The sequence below is a fragment of the Kitasatospora sp. HPM-01-4 genome (assembly GCF_051374625.1).
Classification (GTDB): domain Bacteria; phylum Actinomycetota; class Actinomycetes; order Streptomycetales; family Streptomycetaceae; genus Kitasatospora.
Map to the genome: position 1 here is coordinate 3,870,102 of NZ_JBPQGP010000005.1, position 16,006 is coordinate 3,886,107.

General features: G+C 70.1%; 16 protein-coding genes. 2 read left to right on the forward strand and 14 right to left on the reverse strand.

What is annotated here, in order from left to right; translation table 11 throughout:
- Nucleotides 1-87 precede the first annotated feature (87 nt).
- Nucleotides 88-735, forward strand: a complete 648-nt coding sequence (locus ACSMTC_RS16625; protein ID WP_436560473.1) for a ScbR family autoregulator-binding transcription factor — start codon at nt 88-90, stop codon at nt 733-735.
- A gap of 312 nt (nt 736-1,047) precedes the next feature.
- Here ACSMTC_RS16625 and ACSMTC_RS16630 read toward each other — a convergent pair whose 3' ends face one another.
- The 11 genes from ACSMTC_RS16630 to ACSMTC_RS16680 form a co-directional block, all read right to left on the reverse strand.
- Nucleotides 1,048-2,418: an MFS transporter gene (locus ACSMTC_RS16630; protein ID WP_436560474.1), complete on the reverse strand. Its 1,371-nt coding sequence runs from the start codon at nt 2,416-2,418 to the stop codon at nt 1,048-1,050.
- Between the two features lie 359 nt (nt 2,419-2,777).
- Nucleotides 2,778-3,980, reverse strand: a complete 1,203-nt coding sequence (locus tag ACSMTC_RS16635) for a 3-hydroxybenzoate 6-monooxygenase (protein ID WP_436560475.1) — start codon at nt 3,978-3,980, stop codon at nt 2,778-2,780.
- A gap of 264 nt (nt 3,981-4,244) precedes the next feature.
- Nucleotides 4,245-4,568: a response regulator transcription factor gene (locus ACSMTC_RS16640; RefSeq protein ID WP_436560476.1), complete on the reverse strand. Its 324-nt coding sequence runs from the start codon at nt 4,566-4,568 to the stop codon at nt 4,245-4,247.
- A 55-nt stretch (nt 4,569-4,623) separates the two neighbouring features.
- Nucleotides 4,624-5,598: an amidohydrolase family protein gene (locus ACSMTC_RS16645; protein ID WP_436560477.1), complete on the reverse strand. Its 975-nt coding sequence runs from the start codon at nt 5,596-5,598 to the stop codon at nt 4,624-4,626.
- Between the two features lie 28 nt (nt 5,599-5,626).
- A complete protein-coding gene (locus ACSMTC_RS16650) occupies nt 5,627-5,974 on the reverse strand; it encodes a hypothetical protein (protein WP_436560478.1) in 348 nt (115 codons plus the stop codon).
- Nucleotides 5,962-7,845 (reverse strand): anthranilate synthase family protein, encoded by a 1,884-nt coding sequence (locus ACSMTC_RS16655; protein ID WP_436560479.1) that lies wholly within the window; start codon nt 7,843-7,845, stop codon nt 5,962-5,964. The genes ACSMTC_RS16650 and ACSMTC_RS16655 overlap by 13 nt, the downstream gene beginning before the upstream one ends.
- 17 nt (nt 7,846-7,862) lie before the next feature.
- Nucleotides 7,863-8,519 carry an isochorismatase family protein gene (locus ACSMTC_RS16660; RefSeq protein ID WP_436564709.1) on the reverse strand — a complete coding sequence of 219 codons (657 nt, stop codon included), beginning with the start codon at nt 8,517-8,519 and terminating at the stop codon, nt 7,863-7,865.
- A 58-nt stretch (nt 8,520-8,577) separates the two neighbouring features.
- Nucleotides 8,578-9,348 carry a 2,3-dihydro-2,3-dihydroxybenzoate dehydrogenase gene (locus tag ACSMTC_RS16665; RefSeq protein WP_436560480.1) on the reverse strand — a complete coding sequence of 257 codons (771 nt, stop codon included), beginning with the start codon at nt 9,346-9,348 and terminating at the stop codon, nt 8,578-8,580.
- A gap of 42 nt (nt 9,349-9,390) precedes the next feature.
- Nucleotides 9,391-10,563, reverse strand: a complete 1,173-nt coding sequence (locus ACSMTC_RS16670; protein WP_436560481.1) for a 3-deoxy-7-phosphoheptulonate synthase — start codon at nt 10,561-10,563, stop codon at nt 9,391-9,393.
- 60 nt (nt 10,564-10,623) lie between these two features.
- Nucleotides 10,624-11,112: a cupin domain-containing protein gene (locus ACSMTC_RS16675; RefSeq protein ID WP_436560482.1), complete on the reverse strand. Its 489-nt coding sequence runs from the start codon at nt 11,110-11,112 to the stop codon at nt 10,624-10,626.
- Between the two features lie 29 nt (nt 11,113-11,141).
- Nucleotides 11,142-11,900, reverse strand: coding sequence for an SDR family NAD(P)-dependent oxidoreductase (locus ACSMTC_RS16680; protein WP_436560483.1), 759 nt, complete (start codon nt 11,898-11,900; stop codon nt 11,142-11,144).
- Between the two features lie 191 nt (nt 11,901-12,091).
- Between ACSMTC_RS16680 and ACSMTC_RS16685 the strand changes: the two genes are divergently transcribed.
- Nucleotides 12,092-12,487: an SRPBCC family protein gene (locus tag ACSMTC_RS16685; protein WP_436560484.1), complete on the forward strand. Its 396-nt coding sequence runs from the start codon at nt 12,092-12,094 to the stop codon at nt 12,485-12,487.
- A 356-nt stretch (nt 12,488-12,843) separates the two neighbouring features.
- On the opposite strand, the gene ACSMTC_RS16690 is transcribed toward ACSMTC_RS16685, so the two are convergent.
- The 3 genes from ACSMTC_RS16690 to ACSMTC_RS16700 are packed head-to-tail and all read right to left on the reverse strand — an operon-like array spanning nt 12,844 to nt 15,908.
- Complete coding sequence (locus ACSMTC_RS16690; RefSeq protein WP_436560485.1) at nt 12,844-14,040, reverse strand: MFS transporter; 1,197 nt, start codon at nt 14,038-14,040, stop codon at nt 12,844-12,846.
- Nucleotides 14,041-14,078: 38 nt separating this feature from the next.
- A complete protein-coding gene (locus tag ACSMTC_RS16695) occupies nt 14,079-14,870 on the reverse strand; it encodes an arylamine N-acetyltransferase family protein (protein ID WP_436560486.1) in 792 nt (263 codons plus the stop codon).
- Between the two features lie 21 nt (nt 14,871-14,891).
- Entirely contained in the window at nt 14,892-15,908 is a 1,017-nt protein-coding gene (locus ACSMTC_RS16700; protein ID WP_436560487.1) for a 3-oxoacyl-ACP synthase III family protein, read from the reverse strand.
- Nucleotides 15,909-16,006: the final 98 nt, after the last annotated feature.

Here is a 16,006-nt window from a genome sequence, read left to right on the forward strand (position 1 = left end):
ACCGGCTGGAAGGTATTTTGCAAAGCAGTTCTTCCCTGCCATCGCCGCTCCGGGAGCGGCAGGCACCTAGAGCAAGGAGTGCGCCAGATGGCCGGCAGGACCAGGGGAACCACCGCCGTCCTGGAGACGTTCGCCTCCGACCGCGGCGGAGCCGGACTCAAGCAGACCAGAGCCATCCAGACCCGCGTCCAAGTCCTCAACGCCGCAGCCGAGTTGTTCGCCGAACAGGGCTTCTCATCGGCCACCCTGCAGGACATCGCGGAGCGGGCCGGGGTGACCAAGGGGGCGGTGTACTTCCACTTCCCCAGCAAGGAGGCGGTGGCCAACGCCGTCGGCGACGAGTTCTACAGCCGGTGGCTGCGGCTGGCCGACGAGCTGAGGGCGCTGGACGCGGGGCCGCTGGAGGCGCTGGCGGAGTTCCTCCTGCGCAGCGCGGCGATGTTCCGCAACGATCTGGTGATCAAGGCCGGGGCGCGGCTGCAGATCGAGCGGACGTTCGTCGGCCTCGACCTGCCCAGGCCGTTCGTCGGGAACATGGAGCTGATCCAGCGGTTCCTGGTCGAGGCGCAGAAGTGCGGCGAGCTGTCGGCGGAGGCGGACATCGAGGCGATGACACGGGTGCTCATCTCGGCCTCGTTCGGGGCGCAGCACATCTGCTGGGTACTGAACGACCGGGCGGAGCTCGATGCCTGGGTGCGGGACATCCTGCGGCTGGTCCCGCTCAGAAGCGGCTGAGCCTGGGCAGGGGCGGCCGAGCCCGGCGGGGGCGGCTGAGCCTGACCGGGGCGCGAGGAGGCCGCTGGAGACCCCGCCCGAACTCCCCTCGCCGACACCCCCTCGCTGACGCCCCCGCGCCGGCCGGCCGTCCGATGCCGCGACCCGGGTCGCCACCGTCCTCCTCATCCCCGCCCCCGCCCCGCCCCCGGGCGTCCGTACCGCCCGCTCCGACAGGCCGGGGCCGCACGCTCGGCGTGCGGCCCCGGCTTCCGGGTTGTCGGCCTCCCCCGCCGCGCCCGGAACGGGCTGGCGCTCAGCGGCGTCCGGCGGTCAGGCCGGCACCGACTCGCGCCGCCCGGCCGTCCGGGGGTCGGCGGCGACCGTCGAGCCCAGTGCGGCGCCCTTGGTCTCCTCGGCCCACAGCACGCACACCACCAGGCCGAGCGCGGTGACACCCGCGGCGATCAGCATGGTCGGGCCGGTGCCCAGCCCGGTGAGCGAGAGCGGCAGCAGGTAGGTGCCCACGGCGGCGCCGATCCGGCTGACCGAGGTGGCCACCCCGACGGCGGTGGCCCGGATCTCGGTCGGGAAGAGCTCGTTGGGGTAGGTCCAGTCGAGGACGTTGGGGCCGCCGCACAGGAAGGCGTACGCGCACAGCGCGAGCATCGCGACCGCGGCCGGAGCGGCGGGCCAGACGCCGAGCAGCGCCAGCGGAACGATCATCAGGGCGAAGGACCAGATGATCGTGGGGCGCCGGCCGACGGTGTCGATCAGGCGCAGCGCCGGGTAGCAGCCGATCAGGAAGACCAGGCTGATCACCGCGGTTCCCAGGGTGTCCAGCACATGGCCGCCGGACATCCCGAAGGAGCTGAGGATCTGCGGGCCGAAGGTCAGCATCGCGAAGAGCGGGCCGACCTGACAGAGGAAGAAGAGGCCGCAGAACAGCGTGCGGCGGCGGTACGGCGGCGTGAACAGCCGGCGCAGCTCACCGCCCTGGTCGGCCGTCGAGCGGCGGTCGGGCATCAGCTCACGGCCGTTCACCCGGACGCCGAGGTGCTTCTCGACCACCGCGACGGCCTCGCCGACCCGGCCGTTGGCCGCCAGCCAGCGCGGCGACTCCGGCGAGCCGCGCCGGATCACCAGGAACACGGCGCACAGCACGGTCGAGCTGGCCAGCATCCAGCGCCAGCTGCCGGGGCCGCCGAACTCCAGGAAGAGGTAGCCCACCAGGTAGGCCAGCACCGAGCCCGCGTACCAGGCGACGATCTGCTTGCCGAGCAGCCGGCCGCGGTGCTTCACCGGCAGCCACTCCGCGAGCAGCGAGGTCGCGATGGGGTAGTCGGCCGCGACCGCCATGCCGAGCACGAACCGCAGCACCGCGATCGCCCACACACCGTCGACCCAGAAGGAGAGCACCGAGCAGACGATCATGACCAGCAGGTCGGCGGTGTACATCACCTCGCGGCCGATCCGGTCGGTCAGGAACCCGAAGAGGGCTCCGCCGACGAACATCCCGATCAGTGCGGCCGCACCGATCAGGCTCACCGCCGCGGTGCTCAGGCCGAGGTCGGGACGCATCCCGATCAGCGCCACACCGACGATGCTCAGGATGTATCCGTCGAGCAGCGGCCCACCGGAGCAGGCCAGGGCGAGCCGTTTGTGGAAGGCGGTATAGGGGGCGTTGTCAATGGTGCTGGACATGCCAGATCCTTTGGCGCACCGCCGCCCGGGGCGGACGGCGACACGCGGGTGTCGGGGTCAGAACGGTCCGGATCGGCCTGTGGGAGACCGGTCCGGTCACCCGTCGAAAGGGCGACCGTTCAAACCTTTCGCGACTCGGCCGCTCAGATACGGGTCGAAGGACAGAACTCGGAAGGACCTTGGAACTACCGATTCAGGACCTTCGACCCGGTATACCCGACGTCATTTCGGCCACCCGACGGGAAGCGCGCGGTCACGGAGAGCGACCTGCGCCCCCTGCGAGGGTCCTCTCCGCGGCCTGGCGACCCGCCCGATCCGGCGACCGTGCGGCTCCCCAACCGTCAGCCGGCGCGGCCTGCTCAGCGGCGGCTCCCGACGAGTGCACCCGGTCCGCCGACCCGGGCCCCGTGCAGCCACGACACCTTGTCGTAGAGGTCTTCCGCGCAGAAGGCGGACAGCATCTCGTTGCGCGCCACGGCCTCGGCGCCCGCCGCGTGGTAGAGCTGCCTGCCGATCTCCCGGGCCACCAGTTGGACCCTGGCCGTGCGTTCGCGACGCTCGGCGTTGTACTTCTCCAGCCGCTGCTCGACGTCCTCCGTGTGGCCGTCGAGCAGTTCACCGAGGAGCACCGCGTCCTCGAGTGCCATGCACGCGCCCTGGGCCGCGTACTGGAGCATGGGGTGGGCCGCGTCGCCGAGCAGCGTCACGCGCCCCTGCGTCCAGCACTCGACCGGGTCCCGGTCGCACAGCACCCACTCCCGCCAGTCCTCGCCCAGCTCGAGGAGTCGCCGTGCGGAGTGCCCCAGCTCCGGGAACTCGTTGAGCACGTGCGCCTTCGCGGCGGGCCTGCCGACCACCACCTCGCGCGCGCCGTCGTCCCGGGTCGCGGCGAGGTTGAGGAGCTCGCCGCCCCCGATCGGATAGTGCACGAAGTGCCATCCGGGCCCGGCCCACAGCGTGACCGTGTTGGAGCGCAGCCGCTCCGGGACGCATTTCATCGGGATCACGGAACGGTAGATGGTGTGCCCCGACACCCGGGGCTCCCCGTCGCCGACGAGCTGCCGGCGGACCGCGGAGCGGATGCCGTCGGCACCGATCAGCGCGGCACCGGTGAAGCTCTCGCCGGCGTCGGTGTGTGCGGTGACACTCACCGCGTTCTGCTCGTAGGAGGTCACGCCGGCACTGCCGACCAGCGTGACGCGCCCGTCCGCGCGGCAGGCGTCCAGCAGCCCCTGGTAGAGGCCGCCCCGGTGGACCACGGCGTAGGGGTTGCCGAAGCGCTCGCGGTACGCGCCGGTGAGCGGCATGCCGGCGACGTACTCACCGGTGGTGCCGTCCATGAACCTGAGCTCGTCGATGTGCACGGAGTGTCCGCGCACCGCCTCGCCCACGCCCAGCCGGTCCAGGGCGTGGAAGGCGTTCGGGCCGAGCTGGATCCCCGCGCCCAGTTCACTGAAGGTGTCGCGGCGCTCCAGGACCGTCACATGATGGCCTCGGTCCGCGATGGCGATGGCCGCCGCGAGGCCGCCGATTCCGCCGCCGGCGACGAGTATCTGCGCCATGTCGTCTCTCGCTGCTCTCTGTCTGGGCCTCATCGGCCGTTCGGGGCTGGCTCGTTGCGGGAGGACGCGCCGCTTTCGGCGCCGCGTCGTGCGGGCATGGTTTCCCCCCGTTTCTTCGTGTCCGATATCCGCATCGGAACCCGTCACACGCCGGCAGCCGCCCCGAATATCGGCGAAAATGCTGAGACAATTCCTTCACAAGGCGGCCAGAATTTCTCCACACCGGACTCGCCACAGTTATTGCGGGCGGCATCCGGACATGGGTCAGGCGGTTTTCGCCTGCGTGGCGCCGAGAAATTCGTGGCGCAGCACCAGGGCAGCCAGAGACACCCGGCTGGAAATGCTCAGCTTGACGTAGACATGGCGCAGATGGCTGTCCACCGTATGCGGAGAGACCGCGAGGGCACGGGCGACAGCCCGGTTGGTCAGCCCTTCGGAGACCAACCGGGCGACGCGCAGTTCCGCTGGCGTAAGGCTCGACCAGCCGAACCGGCAATCCGGTGAATTATGCTTTGCGGTGGCGGAATATACGGGACTGTCGGCCTGTTCCAGCCGACGTTCTTGGTATTCGGCTTTGGCTCCGTTCACCTGTCCGACTCTGCCCGCTGCACAATGCCGCGGCAACGGCGGACGGTCAACTTCGTCAGGTAGCCGAGTGCCCCGCGGAGGCGAATCGCGGGAACAGCTTGAGCGAGTTCGCCCAGCCTATAGCGGTGCGCTGCTCGTCGTTCCAGCCGGGATAGGCATTGAATCCGGCCACGGTCTCGGTGGTGTGCTCGGCGGGCATGAAAGGGAAGTCGCTACCGAAAAGGATCTTTTCGGGATCGGCGAGCCGGGTGAGTGCGGGCAGCGCGTACTCGTTGGCCGACATGGCGATGTCGTAGTACAGGCCGCGCAGCGACGCGATCACGTCGGCGGGGGCGCGCTCGGTGAGGTACTTGCCGATCGTCGGCCCGTAGGTGAGCCGCTTGGCCAGGAAGGGCAGGGTGCCGCCCGCGTGCGAGACGATCAGCTTCAGGTGCGGGAGCCGCTCCAGGACTCCGTTGAACAGCAGGCTGACCACGGTACGGGTGGTCTCGAAGGTGAAGTCGTACAGCGAAGGCGGCAGGTCGAAGGTGGCCAGGTCCTTGGCGGGCGGCGCCGCGGGGTGGACGTGCAACGGGAGCCCGCGTTCCGCGATCTCGGCGAGCAGCGGCTCGAACTCGGGGTCTCCCAGGTAGCGGTTGCCGTAGCTGGTGAGCATCCCGACGCCGTCGAGGCCGAGTTCGTCGATCGCGTAGCCCAGCTCGTCCTTGGCGGCCGCGACATCGGGCAACGGCAGGATGGCGAACGCGCCGAACCGGCTGGGGTGTTCGGCGATCAGACCGGCGTAGAACTCGTTGACGGCACGCGCCAGACGGATGCGCTCGTCTCCTTCGAGGAAGCCGACGCCGGGGGCTGTGACGGACAGGACGGATGCGGCGATGCCGTGCCGGTCCATGACCTCGAGACTCGCCTGCGGGGTCCAGGTCGGGTAGTCGACGCCGGGTATGGCGACGCTGTCCCCGAGCGCCGCACGGTAGACCGGCGGAATCGCGTGGTGGTGGACGTCGATCAGGCCGGCCGACGGGGTGGTCATCAGGTTCTCCTTGTATCGCGGCGGTGTGTCAACTGCTCGGGTCGTGGAAGGCGAGACCGCGTCCGGCCAGCCGGGCCGTGCTGAACAGGCCTTCGGTGGTGGCCTCGACGTCGAAGGACGAACGGTGGGCGGGCGGGCGGCCGATCAGCTCGCCGGCCCTGGTGGGCAGCGGCTGCTCCGCGGCCTCGGCCGACTCCCAGAGGAAGATCGCGCCCCAGCGTTCCCGCCCGCCCTCGCTGTCGGAGATCCACAACTTCAGGCGCAGGCCTCGGACCCGGGCCCAGGACTCCACCGCCTCCTCGCGCAGGAAGCTCCGCAGCGAGGCGACGGTCTGTCCGGAGCCGTCGAGGTCCCACCAGACGACTACCGCACGCATGACCGCAGTACCTCCGCCAGGAGGTCGCCGACGATGCGCACACCGTCCTTGGTCAGCACGGACTCCGCGTGGAACTGCATCGACGCGAAGCCCGCGCCGCGCAGCGCGTGCACCTCGCCGCTCTCGATGTCCCGGCACACCTCCACGACCCCCGCGACATCCGACTCGATCTTGTCCTCGGAGCTGACGGCGGCGAAGGTGTTGTAGAAACCCACCCGTTCGCGCCTGCCGAACAGATCGATCTCGCGCTGGATCCCCTGGTTGGGGACGTCCCTGCGCACCACGTCGAGTCCGAGCAGCATGCTCAGCACCTGATGGCTGAGGCAGACGGCGAGGAAGGGCTGCCGGTCGGCGAGCAGCGTGCCGATCGCCTCCCGCAGATGCGCGATCTTGGGGTGGTCGGCCTCGCGCGGATCGCCCGGCCCCGGCCCCATCACGACGAGGTCGTAGCGGTCGAGCGCGTAGCCCTCGTCGAACCGCCGCACCGTCACCGTCAGCCCGAGCGACCGCAGTTGGTGGTCGATCATCGCGGTGAAGGTGTCCTCCGCGTCGACGACCAGCACCTTCCGGCCGGCGAGTTCGGACACCGGCTTGGACCTGGCGTCGCACTGCTCCAGCCAGAACCCCGCGATGTTCTCGTTGCGGGACTCCAGGGCCGAGCGCACGCTCGGGTGGTCGCCGAAGCGCTCCGGCCCGTCCGCGCCCAGCGCCGCCAGCAGCCCGGCCGCCTTCGCCCGGGTCTCCCCGGCCTCGGCCTCGGGATCGGAGTGCCGGACCAGGGTGGCGCCCACCCCGATCCGCAGCCGCCCGCCGGCGTCGATGTCGGCGGTGCGGATGACGATGGCGGAGTCCATGGTGCGTCCGCCCTGCTCGTCCCGGCCGATGAGGGCCACGACGCCGCTGTAGTAGCCGCGTCCCTCCGGCTCGTAGCGGCTGATCACCTGGCACGCGCTCTCCAGCGGGCTGCCGGTGACGGTGGGGGCGAAGAGCGTCTCGCGCAGGATCTCGCGCACGTCGCGCGAGGTGCGCCCCTCGATGAGGTACTCGGTGTGCGCGAGCCGGGCCATCTCCTTGAGGTAGGGGCCCACCACCCGGCCTCCGCTGTCGCAGATCCGGGCCATCATCTTCAGTTCCTCGTCGACGACCATGTACAGCTCGTCGGTCTCCTTGCGGTCCGCGAGGAAGTCCATCACCTCGGGCAGCTTCGGCCCGGACGGCGGATAGCGGTACGTGCCGCTGATCGGGTTCATCACGGCGGTGCCGTCGAAGAGGCTGACGTGCCGCTCGGGGGTCGCCCCGACGAAGGTGCGCTCCCCGGTGTGGACGAGATAGGTCCAGTAGGCGCCCGACTCCTTGGCCAGCAGCCGGCGGAAGAACGTCAGTGCGCTGTGCGGGGTGTAGCCGGTGATGTCGGCGACGTAGGAGCGCTTGATGACGAAGTTGGCGCCCTGCCCGGTCCCGATCTCGTCGGCCTTGACCCGGCGCACCGTCTGGGCGTAGGCGTCGTCGGCCACGTCGAAGTGGCCGTCCGCCAGCTCGATCGGAACGTCCGGGAGCCGGCGCAGCGCCTCCTCCACAGGGACCGTGCCCTGCTCGGTGACGGTCATGGTGATCAGCGGTTCGCCGTCGTCGGCGCAGGCGAAGCCGCGTTCGGCGATCTGCCGGTACGGGACGATCGCCAGCACCTCGTGGCGGGCCGCACCCGGCTGCGGGAGAGCGACCGGCAGCGGTATGCCGGCCAGCGTCTCCACCTCCGCCGTCTCGCCCACGAGGACTTCGAGCACCTCGGACCCCGTCACCTCGGGGCGGTACAGCAGGGCGAACGCCGGCGGGCGGGCGGCGAGCACCCGCTCCAGCAGGTCGTGTGCCATGGGAACTCCTTCCTCGCTCACGGCCGCTCCCGGGCCGAGTCCAGATCCGTGCACACGGACCTGGTGGTGGTGACCACCGCACAGCGCCGGGCCGCGTACTCCAGGGCCTGCCGGTGCTCGGCCTCAGAGAAGTCGGCGACGGCGTCGGCCACCAGGAACGGCTGGATGTCGTGGGAGAACGCCTCTACGGCGGTGCTCAGCACGCCGATGTTGGCGTACACCCCGCACAGGATGAGCTGATCGCGTTCGGCGGAGCGCATCCGCTCCAGCAGGTCGGTCCTGAAGAAGGCGCTGTAGCGCCACTTGGTGAGCACCCAGTCGGCCGGCTCCGGGGCCAGCGGATCGATCACCGCCCGGTGCTCCGGCGACATCCGCATGCCCGGCCCCCAGAAGTCCTTGAGCAGACCGCGTTCGTCCTCGGTCATGCCGCCGGGCTGCGCGGTGTAGGCGACGGGGATGCCGAGCCCGGCGCAGTGCTCGCGCAGTGCGGTGGCGTTGCGCACCAGGTCCGTCCCCGGGGCCTCACCCTGCGGGAACGGGCTGAGGAAGTACCGCTGCATGTCGTGGACCAGCAGGACGGCACGGTCCGGATCGGGCCGCCAGTGGGCGGTGTTGGGCGGGATGTCGCCCGACGTGGGCATCGGGTAGGGGGCGATGGCCGGGATCCCCGGCATGAGGTTCCTCTCGTCGCGGTGTACGTCGCCGGTCACGTCGGCGTGTTCCTCTCCGGTCCTAGGCACCGAGCGCGGCACCGCCGTCCACGGTGAGGACGTGCAGGGTGATGTGCGACGCCTGGTCGGAGAGGAGGAAGACCACCGCCTGTGCGATGTCCTCGGGGAGAGCGATCCTGCCCAGCGGGATCCCGACCCGGTAGGTCTCCGGATCGCCCTTGATCGTGGCCCTGGGACCGCTCTCGTCCTGCCACATGGAGCTGAGCATGGGGGTGTCCGTGGAGCCCGGGGCCACGACGTTGCACCTGATGCCGTGCCCCGCCACCTCCAGGCCGAGCGACTTGGTGAACATCGTCGCCGCGGCCTTGGACGCCGCGTAGCCGGACATGTTCGCGCGCGGTACGTCGGCGGCGTTCGAGGCCACGGTGACGACGGCTCCGCCGCGCCGGGGGATCATCCGGGAGACCACGGCCCGGGAGGTGACGAAGACGCCGGTGGCGTTGACCTCCATCATGATCATCCAGTCCTCGTCGCTGAGCGCCGTGGCCTGACCGAGCCTGAGGACGCCGGCGGCATTGACGAGGAAGTCCAGTGGGCCCAGGCCCTGTTCCACGGCCTCGACGACCGCCTCGATCTCCCTCGCGTCGGCGACGTCGGCGGGGAAGCCGTGAACCGCCAGGTCGTCGGCGGTGAGCTTCTCGACCGTCTCCGCGAGCCGGTCCGCGTCCCGGTCCACCGCGGCGACCGTGACGCCCCTTTCGCCCAGGGCGCGCGCGATCGACGCCCCGATTCCTCCCGCTGCCCCGGTGACCAGCGCAGTCTTTCCGTGCATGTCATGACCTCCGTATCCACTGCCGTTCGGGGTCCCGGCTCCTCACGCGTGCCAGGCCGCAGCGACCTGAAGGGCCTGCTGCGGATTGAGGCGGGGGTCGCACAGGCTGGTGTACTTGTTGCCGACCTGCCCGAACCCGGTGATGTTGCAGACGCATTCGGTGACGTCGTCGGGGGTGGTCTCCAGGTGCAGCCCACCCGCCCTGCCGCCGCCCTCGGCGACCGCCGTCTGGAAGCCCACGACCTCGCGGATCACGGTCTCCAGGAAGCGGGTCTTGAGACCGCCCGGTCCGACGACGGTGTTCCCGTGCATGGGGTCGGTGAGCCAGATGACCGGGTGCCCCGCCTCGCGGACGGCCGCCACCAGCGGCGGCAGAGCGCGCGCGACGTTGTCCACGCCCATACGGGCGATCAACGTGAGCCGGCCGGGCTCGCGTTCGGGGTCGAGGCGTTCGCACAGCCGGAGGAGTTCGGCCGGCTCCATGGACGGTCCGACCTTGCAGGCGACCGGGTTGTCCACCATGGCGAGCAGCGCGACGTGCGCGCCGTCCACCTGCCGGGTCCGCTCGCCGATCCACGGCCAGTGCGTGGAGGTGAGCAGCAGCCTGCCCGCCTCGTCCCTGCGCACCATCGGGAGTTCGTAGTCGAGCAGCAGGGCTTCGTGGCTGGTCCACACCGACGGGCCGAACCTGCGCGGCAGGTCGTCGCCGCCCCACCCCAGGCAGTCCATCGCCTCGCTCGCCGCCTGGTAGCCGGCCAGCAGGCGGTGGGGGTCGGGCCGCCGGAGCTCCGGATCGGGCTCCGGGTGGTTGACCATGTGGCCGCGGTACACGGGCAGTTCCCGGCCGCCGACCGTCTCGGTCGGCTTGGAACGCGGCTTGCCGAACTGCCCGGCGATCCGGCCCACCCGCAGCACGGGTCTGTGCGAGTTCATCATCATCGCGCCGGCCAGCATGTCGAGCAGCGCGACCTTGCGGGAGACATAGCCCGGAGTGCACTCCCCCGGGTCCTCGGCGCAGTCGCCCGACTGCACCACCTGCACCGATCCGGCGGCCGCGGCCGCGAGGCTGGAACGCAGCGCGGCGACGTCCTCGCCGTTCACCAGCGCGGGCCTCCCGCTCAGTTCGTCCCGCACCCGGGCGATGTCGGGATGGCTCTCCCAGTCCGGCTGCTGACCGGCCGGAAGAGTCCGGAGGCGCACTAAAGCGCTGTCCACTGAAAACCTCCATGGTGAATAGGCGCCACCCGGTGAAGGAATCTGTCGGGCGGGCGCCGGCTATACGTACTCGGCACCGTATTTCTTCACGATCCGCATGGCCCGCTCGAAGTCTTCCTGGTACTGGCTCGGCGGCGGTGGCGGGGTGTCGTCGTCGGCCGGCACGCCGAGTTCCAGGAATGCCTGCTCCACCCCGCCCGGCAGGAACATGATGAGCATCTTGCAGGGCTCGTCGCTGACGTTCTTGAAACCGTGCACGGTGCCGCGCGGCACGAAGACGAACGATCCGGGCTCCGCGACGAGTTCGCGGTCTCCGTTGAGCAGCTCCAGCCGGCCGTCCATGACGTAGAAAGCCTCGTCGACCTCGTGGTGGATATGGGCGGGCGGGCCGCCACCCGGCGGAACAATGGCTTCCATGAGGCCGAGTGAGCCATTGGTGGAGTGCACATCGGCCTTGATGGTGTAGCGGTCGCCGAACACCCACCGGCTCAGCCCGGAACCCGGGGGCACGTAGATCGCCCGGGGCGCCCGGGAATGGTCGAAACTCATGGCGAGGTCCTTTCTCGAACTCGAGGCCGTCAGACGCTCATACCGCCGTCGATGACCAGGTCGTGGCCGACCGCGAAGCCGGACTCGTCCGAGGCCAGCCACAGCACCGTGGCGGCGGCCTCCTCGAGCGTTCCGGGCCGGCCGAGCGGAAGGTGCGCCGCCATCCGGGCGGCACGCTCCTGCACCGTCTCGTCGGGGAGGTACGGCCACATCGGGGTGTCGGTCGGACCAGGGCTGACGGCGTTGATGCGGATCCCGTCGGCGATGTACTCCCTGGCGGCGGAGCGGGTGAGCGCGGACACCGCCGCCTTGGTCGCGGAGTATCCACCGGTGCCGGGGACGGTCATGTGGCCCAGGTTCGAGGAGTTGTTGACGATGACGCCGCCGCCGTGCTCCCGCATGTGGCGGATCTCGTACTTCATGGACAGGAAGACGCTCGTCAGATTGGTGGCGATCAGCGTGTCCCAGTCGGCCTCGTCGTAGTCGGCGACATTTCCGAGACCGAAGATCCCGGCGTTGTTGAAAGCGATGTGCAGCCCGCCGTGGTGCGTCACCGCGGCGTCGACGGCCGCCGTGACCCCTTCGACCGTGGAGACGTCCGCGGTTACCGCCGTCGCCGTTCCGCCCTCGCTCTCGATGAGCTTCACGGTCTGCTGCACCTTTTCCGCCGTGCGGCCGGCCACGACGACCGCGGCACCCTCCCTGGAAAAGGCCAGCGCGGTTTCCCGGCCGATACCGGAACCGCCGCCTGTGACCAGTACGACCTTGCCGGAGAAACGTGCGGGCATGGATTTGACCTCCTCGACTCGTGGGCGCCGCGACGGAATGTGCCGGGACCACCGGATTCGAGAATGCAGCACAACTCGCCGCCGCACATCGCGTATTCATGTGATGACGGGAGCGGGGTCCTGCTGCCACTGTCTGCTCTTGGGATGAGGAATATCCCGACTGTCGTCCTTCTCACAGAGGAGCCCCCGTGATGGGAAGCGTTACCCGGACCGCCACCCTCCCCGCGTCCGCCGACGAGGTGTTCGCGATCGTGTCGGTGCCCGAGCAACTCACCGGCTGGTGCGCCGACTTCGCCCGTGAGGTGCGCAGGGACGGCGAGGACTGGACGGTGGTCACCCCCATCGGGCCGGTCCGGCTGTACTTCTCGGCCGACGCCGCGGCGCGGACCGTCGACCTTCGCGTGACGTACGACATCAACGGCGAGCACGGTGACCACCGCGCCTGCACCCGGGTGCTCGACAGCGGCGAGGGCGGCTCGGAGTACGTCTACACCCGGATCTTCGGGGTGGGCGAGGACGAGTCCGACGCACCCGAGCTCGCCTCGGTGATCGAGACGCGGCTCAAGGCGCTGTCGGACCTGTTCTGACCCCACAGGAGGGCCGGAGGGCAGGGCGGAGGCCGACACCACCGCGGGGACAGCCGGCGTACACGCCAAAGGCCTGGGGCCGCACGGTCGTTGACCGTGCGGCCCCAGGCCTTTGGCGTGTGCCTCGGCCCAGCGTCCTGGAAGGCTGACGATGGCGCCGGCCTCCGGCTCCACCACATCAACCAGGGCCCACCATCAGATTTCTGATGTGCCATCAGACACACGCCGACGGCGGTCCTCCCGCCCCCGGTTTCGGGAGGAGAGGACCGCCGTCGGCGTCCGGCCCGCACGAGGTGTCACTCGTGCGCGCCGCCGGGCCGGTGGATCGCAGCGGCCCGGAGGGCCAGGGAGGCGGATTACGCCACCCCTGAGTCCACGGGCTCCTTGACCAGGCCGGGAACCGGCCGGCTGATGAGCTTGCGGTCGTCCTGCCAGCTCCACGCCGCGATCAGGGTCGCCACCGCGACCAGGGCGGCCGCGGCGAGGGTGATGGCGCGGACCCCGGACCCGTTGATGACCACGCCGCCGAGCCACGAGCCGAGCGTCGCGCCGACCTGGAGCGCCGCCACGTTGACGGTGACCGCGAAGGTCGGGGCCGCGGCGGCCTCGCTGAGCACCCGGCCCTGCAGGGCGGGCAGGATCGCGAACTGGGTGATCGCGAAGAGGAAGAAGAAGAGCCAGGCCAGCACCTGGATGGGGCTGGCGAACCAGAACGCGGCGCAGGTGACGGTGAGCGCGAGCTCGGTCCACACCAGGGCGGGCATCAGTCCGCGGTCGGCGGCCTTGCCGCCCAGCCAGTTGCCCACGATCGAACCGACGCCGTAGACGACGAGCATGGCCGGCACGGATCCGGTGGACAGCCCGCTCACCTTCGTGGCCAGCGGCACCATGTACGTGGTGACGGTGAAGAAACCGCCGGTCGCGAGAGCGGTGGTGACGATGCCGACCAGGATCTTCTTCCGGCCGAAGACCCGCAGTTCGTCCTTGACGGACGTCGGGGGGATCGCCTCGGTCTTCGGGGTGACCGCGGCCAGCAGGAGAACGCAGAGCAGCGAGAGCACGGCGGTCGTGCGGAACGGCGCGTGCCATCCGAAGTGCTGGCCGATCATGGTGCCGAGCGGGACACCGACCACGGCGGCGAGGTTGAAGCCGAGCAGCACGCGGGAGACCGCGGTGCCCGCCTTCTCCGGCGGCACCATGCTCGCCGCGACCACGATGCTCGCCGCCGCGAAGGTGCCGTGGGACAGCGCGGCGACGACGCGCCCGACCACCAGGATCCAGTAGTCGGAGGCGAACGCGGCGATCGCGTTGCCCAGGGTCGCGGTGGCCATCAGACCGATCAGGAGCGCCCGTCGCGACACCCTCGTCGTCAGGCCGGTCACGATCGGGCCGCCGAAGACCACGGTCGCCGCGTACGCGGTGATGACCAGGCCGGCCGTGGAGATGGACACGCCCAGGCCACTGGCGAGGTTTTCGATGACGCCGCCGGGGAGGAGCTCACCTGTACCGATGACGAAGAGCGAAAGGATGATCGCGAAAAATCTCAAGAACATGGAGGGAATCTCCTTGCACCGTGGTTTGGGTGCCTCGATCAGCTGTCTACAGCTGGCGGTGTGGGCAGAGTGTCGAGCTCGAACCCGAAGTGGGCCCGGTACGCGTCGCGCACCGCGGCGTCGTCGGCGAGCGTCTCCTTCGTACGCTGACCGTTCTCGACACGGATGAGGGTCCGGCCGTGGATGGAGACCCGGCCCGCGGGGGTCGGCAGCGTGCAGAAGAACTGCGTGAAGAACGGCGAGTCGGGCACGTTCTCGAACCACATCAGGGTCGGCCGGAAGTCGTCCAGCACTCTGGGCCGGGTCTCCAGCCGGTACTGCAGGACGCCGTTGCGGAAGACGTCGATGTCGCCTTCCGGCGCGTCGGCGAGCTGGAAGGTGCCCTGCGGATCCTCCTGCGGATCCCGGGAGTCCAGCCGCAGCGGGAAGCGGAATCCCCGGCCGTAACCGACGTCGAACAGCCACGGGTGCGGCGAGTCCACCGTGCGTACCCGGATGACCATATGGGCCATCAGCGGGCCCGGCTCGTCGTTCTCGTAGACGCGGGCGGCCATGAGGTGCACGTCGTAGCCCAGCGAGCGGAGCACCTCGATGAAGCCGCCGTTGAGCTCGTAACAGCCGCCGCCGCGGCGGCGCCCGACCACCTTGTCGAACGCGTCGGGGCCGACGGCCAGCCGCACCTGTCCGCCGATGTGGAAGTCGATGTTCTCGAACGGCACGGAGAGCACGTGGCGTTCGTGCAGTTCGCGCAGTGACGCGATGTCCGCCGTCGCGGGGCGTTTGGTGCCGATGCGCCGCAGGTACGCCTCTACGGTTGCGTCATCCAGCATGGTTCTCTCCTCCACTTTCCGTCACCAGCGCAGCAGTGCGAAACCGGCCGCCATACCGCCGCCGAATCCGGCGAGCAGCACCGTCTCGCCGGGCCGGATCGCACCGGACCGCACGGCGGCGTCGAGGGTGATGGGCACGGATGCGGCAGCGGTGTTTCCGTACCGGTCCACGGTGGTGTGCATACGGGCCGTGGGAATTCCGAGTTCCTGCTGCAGCTCCTCCAGCATCCGGCCGTTCGCCTGGTGCGGTACCAGGTGGTCGAGTTCGCCGGCCGGGAGTCCGATGTCGTCCAGGAATTTCCGGATGGCCGACGGCACGTTCTCCATCACGAAAGCGCGGACGCCGCGCCCGTCCATGGTGAAGTAGTGGAGCCCGTCCTCGACCGTCCGGACGCTGGCCGGAATCCGACTGCCACCGGCCGGTATGCGAGTCAGGTCGCGCTGTGCGCCGAAGCTGAGCAGGCGGGTGGCGACAATGCCGCGGCCTTCGCCGACCGGGCCGAGCACCGCGGCCCCGGCCCCGTCGCCGAGTAGCGGGGTGGTCCTGCGGTCGGCCGGGTTCAGCACCCGGGAGTAGACATCGGAGCCGATGACCAGGGCATGGCCGCCACCCGCCGCGAGCAGGCTGTGCTCCGCCATGGCGAGAGAGAAGACGAAGCCGCTGCACAGGGAGTTGACGTCGAAGGCGGCGGCCTGCGGGGGAGCGTCAAGCTGATGCGCCACCGCGGTCGCGGTCGGCGCGTGCGGCTCGTCGGGGGTGGAGGTGGCGACGAGGATCAGCGACAGCTCCGCCGCCGTGATGCCGGCCCGCTCCAGCGCGGCGCGCCCGGCGATGACCGCCAGGTCGGACGCGGCCTCGTCCGGCTTGGCCCAACGCCGCGTCCTGATACCGGTCTTCCTCGTGATCCACTCGTCATCGACCCCGGCCGGAGCCCCTACCTCGTCGTTGGTCACCACATGCCCCGGCAGGTAGGAGCCGGTGCCGAGTATCCCGATCGACAGCGGCTTCCCACCACTGCCCTGGCTTGTCGATGTCATACGGTTCCCTCGTTCGCGAGAATATCGGGGACGATTGCTCCAGTTACGACTCTGAATGCACGGCGTCAAACCGGTCAACGTCGCTAATGACACTTCGT

Excerpts from the sequence above, each read along its gene's own strand:
- ACSMTC_RS16625 (WP_436560473.1), top strand. The coding sequence starts at position 88 with ATGGCCGGCAGGACCAGGGGAACCACCGCCGTCCTGGAGACGTTCGCC.
- ACSMTC_RS16630 (WP_436560474.1), bottom strand. The coding sequence starts at position 2,418 with ATGTCCAGCACCATTGACAACGCCCCCTATACCGCCTTCCACAAACGG.
- ACSMTC_RS16635 (WP_436560475.1), bottom strand. The coding sequence starts at position 3,980 with ATGGCGCAGATACTCGTCGCCGGCGGCGGAATCGGCGGCCTCGCGGCG.
- ACSMTC_RS16645 (WP_436560477.1), bottom strand. The coding sequence starts at position 5,598 with ATGACCACCCCGTCGGCCGGCCTGATCGACGTCCACCACCACGCGATT.
- ACSMTC_RS16650 (WP_436560478.1), bottom strand. The coding sequence starts at position 5,974 with ATGCGTGCGGTAGTCGTCTGGTGGGACCTCGACGGCTCCGGACAGACC.
- ACSMTC_RS16655 (WP_436560479.1), bottom strand. The coding sequence starts at position 7,845 with ATGGCACACGACCTGCTGGAGCGGGTGCTCGCCGCCCGCCCGCCGGCG.
- ACSMTC_RS16660 (WP_436564709.1), bottom strand. The coding sequence starts at position 8,519 with ATGCCGGGGATCCCGGCCATCGCCCCCTACCCGATGCCCACGTCGGGC.
- ACSMTC_RS16665 (WP_436560480.1), bottom strand. The coding sequence starts at position 9,348 with ATGCACGGAAAGACTGCGCTGGTCACCGGGGCAGCGGGAGGAATCGGG.
- ACSMTC_RS16675 (WP_436560482.1), bottom strand. The coding sequence starts at position 11,112 with ATGAGTTTCGACCATTCCCGGGCGCCCCGGGCGATCTACGTGCCCCCG.
- ACSMTC_RS16680 (WP_436560483.1), bottom strand. The coding sequence starts at position 11,900 with ATGCCCGCACGTTTCTCCGGCAAGGTCGTACTGGTCACAGGCGGCGGT.
- ACSMTC_RS16685 (WP_436560484.1), top strand. The coding sequence starts at position 12,092 with ATGGGAAGCGTTACCCGGACCGCCACCCTCCCCGCGTCCGCCGACGAG.
- ACSMTC_RS16690 (WP_436560485.1), bottom strand. The coding sequence starts at position 14,040 with ATGTTCTTGAGATTTTTCGCGATCATCCTTTCGCTCTTCGTCATCGGT.
- ACSMTC_RS16695 (WP_436560486.1), bottom strand. The coding sequence starts at position 14,870 with ATGCTGGATGACGCAACCGTAGAGGCGTACCTGCGGCGCATCGGCACC.
- ACSMTC_RS16700 (WP_436560487.1), bottom strand. The coding sequence starts at position 15,908 with ATGACATCGACAAGCCAGGGCAGTGGTGGGAAGCCGCTGTCGATCGGG.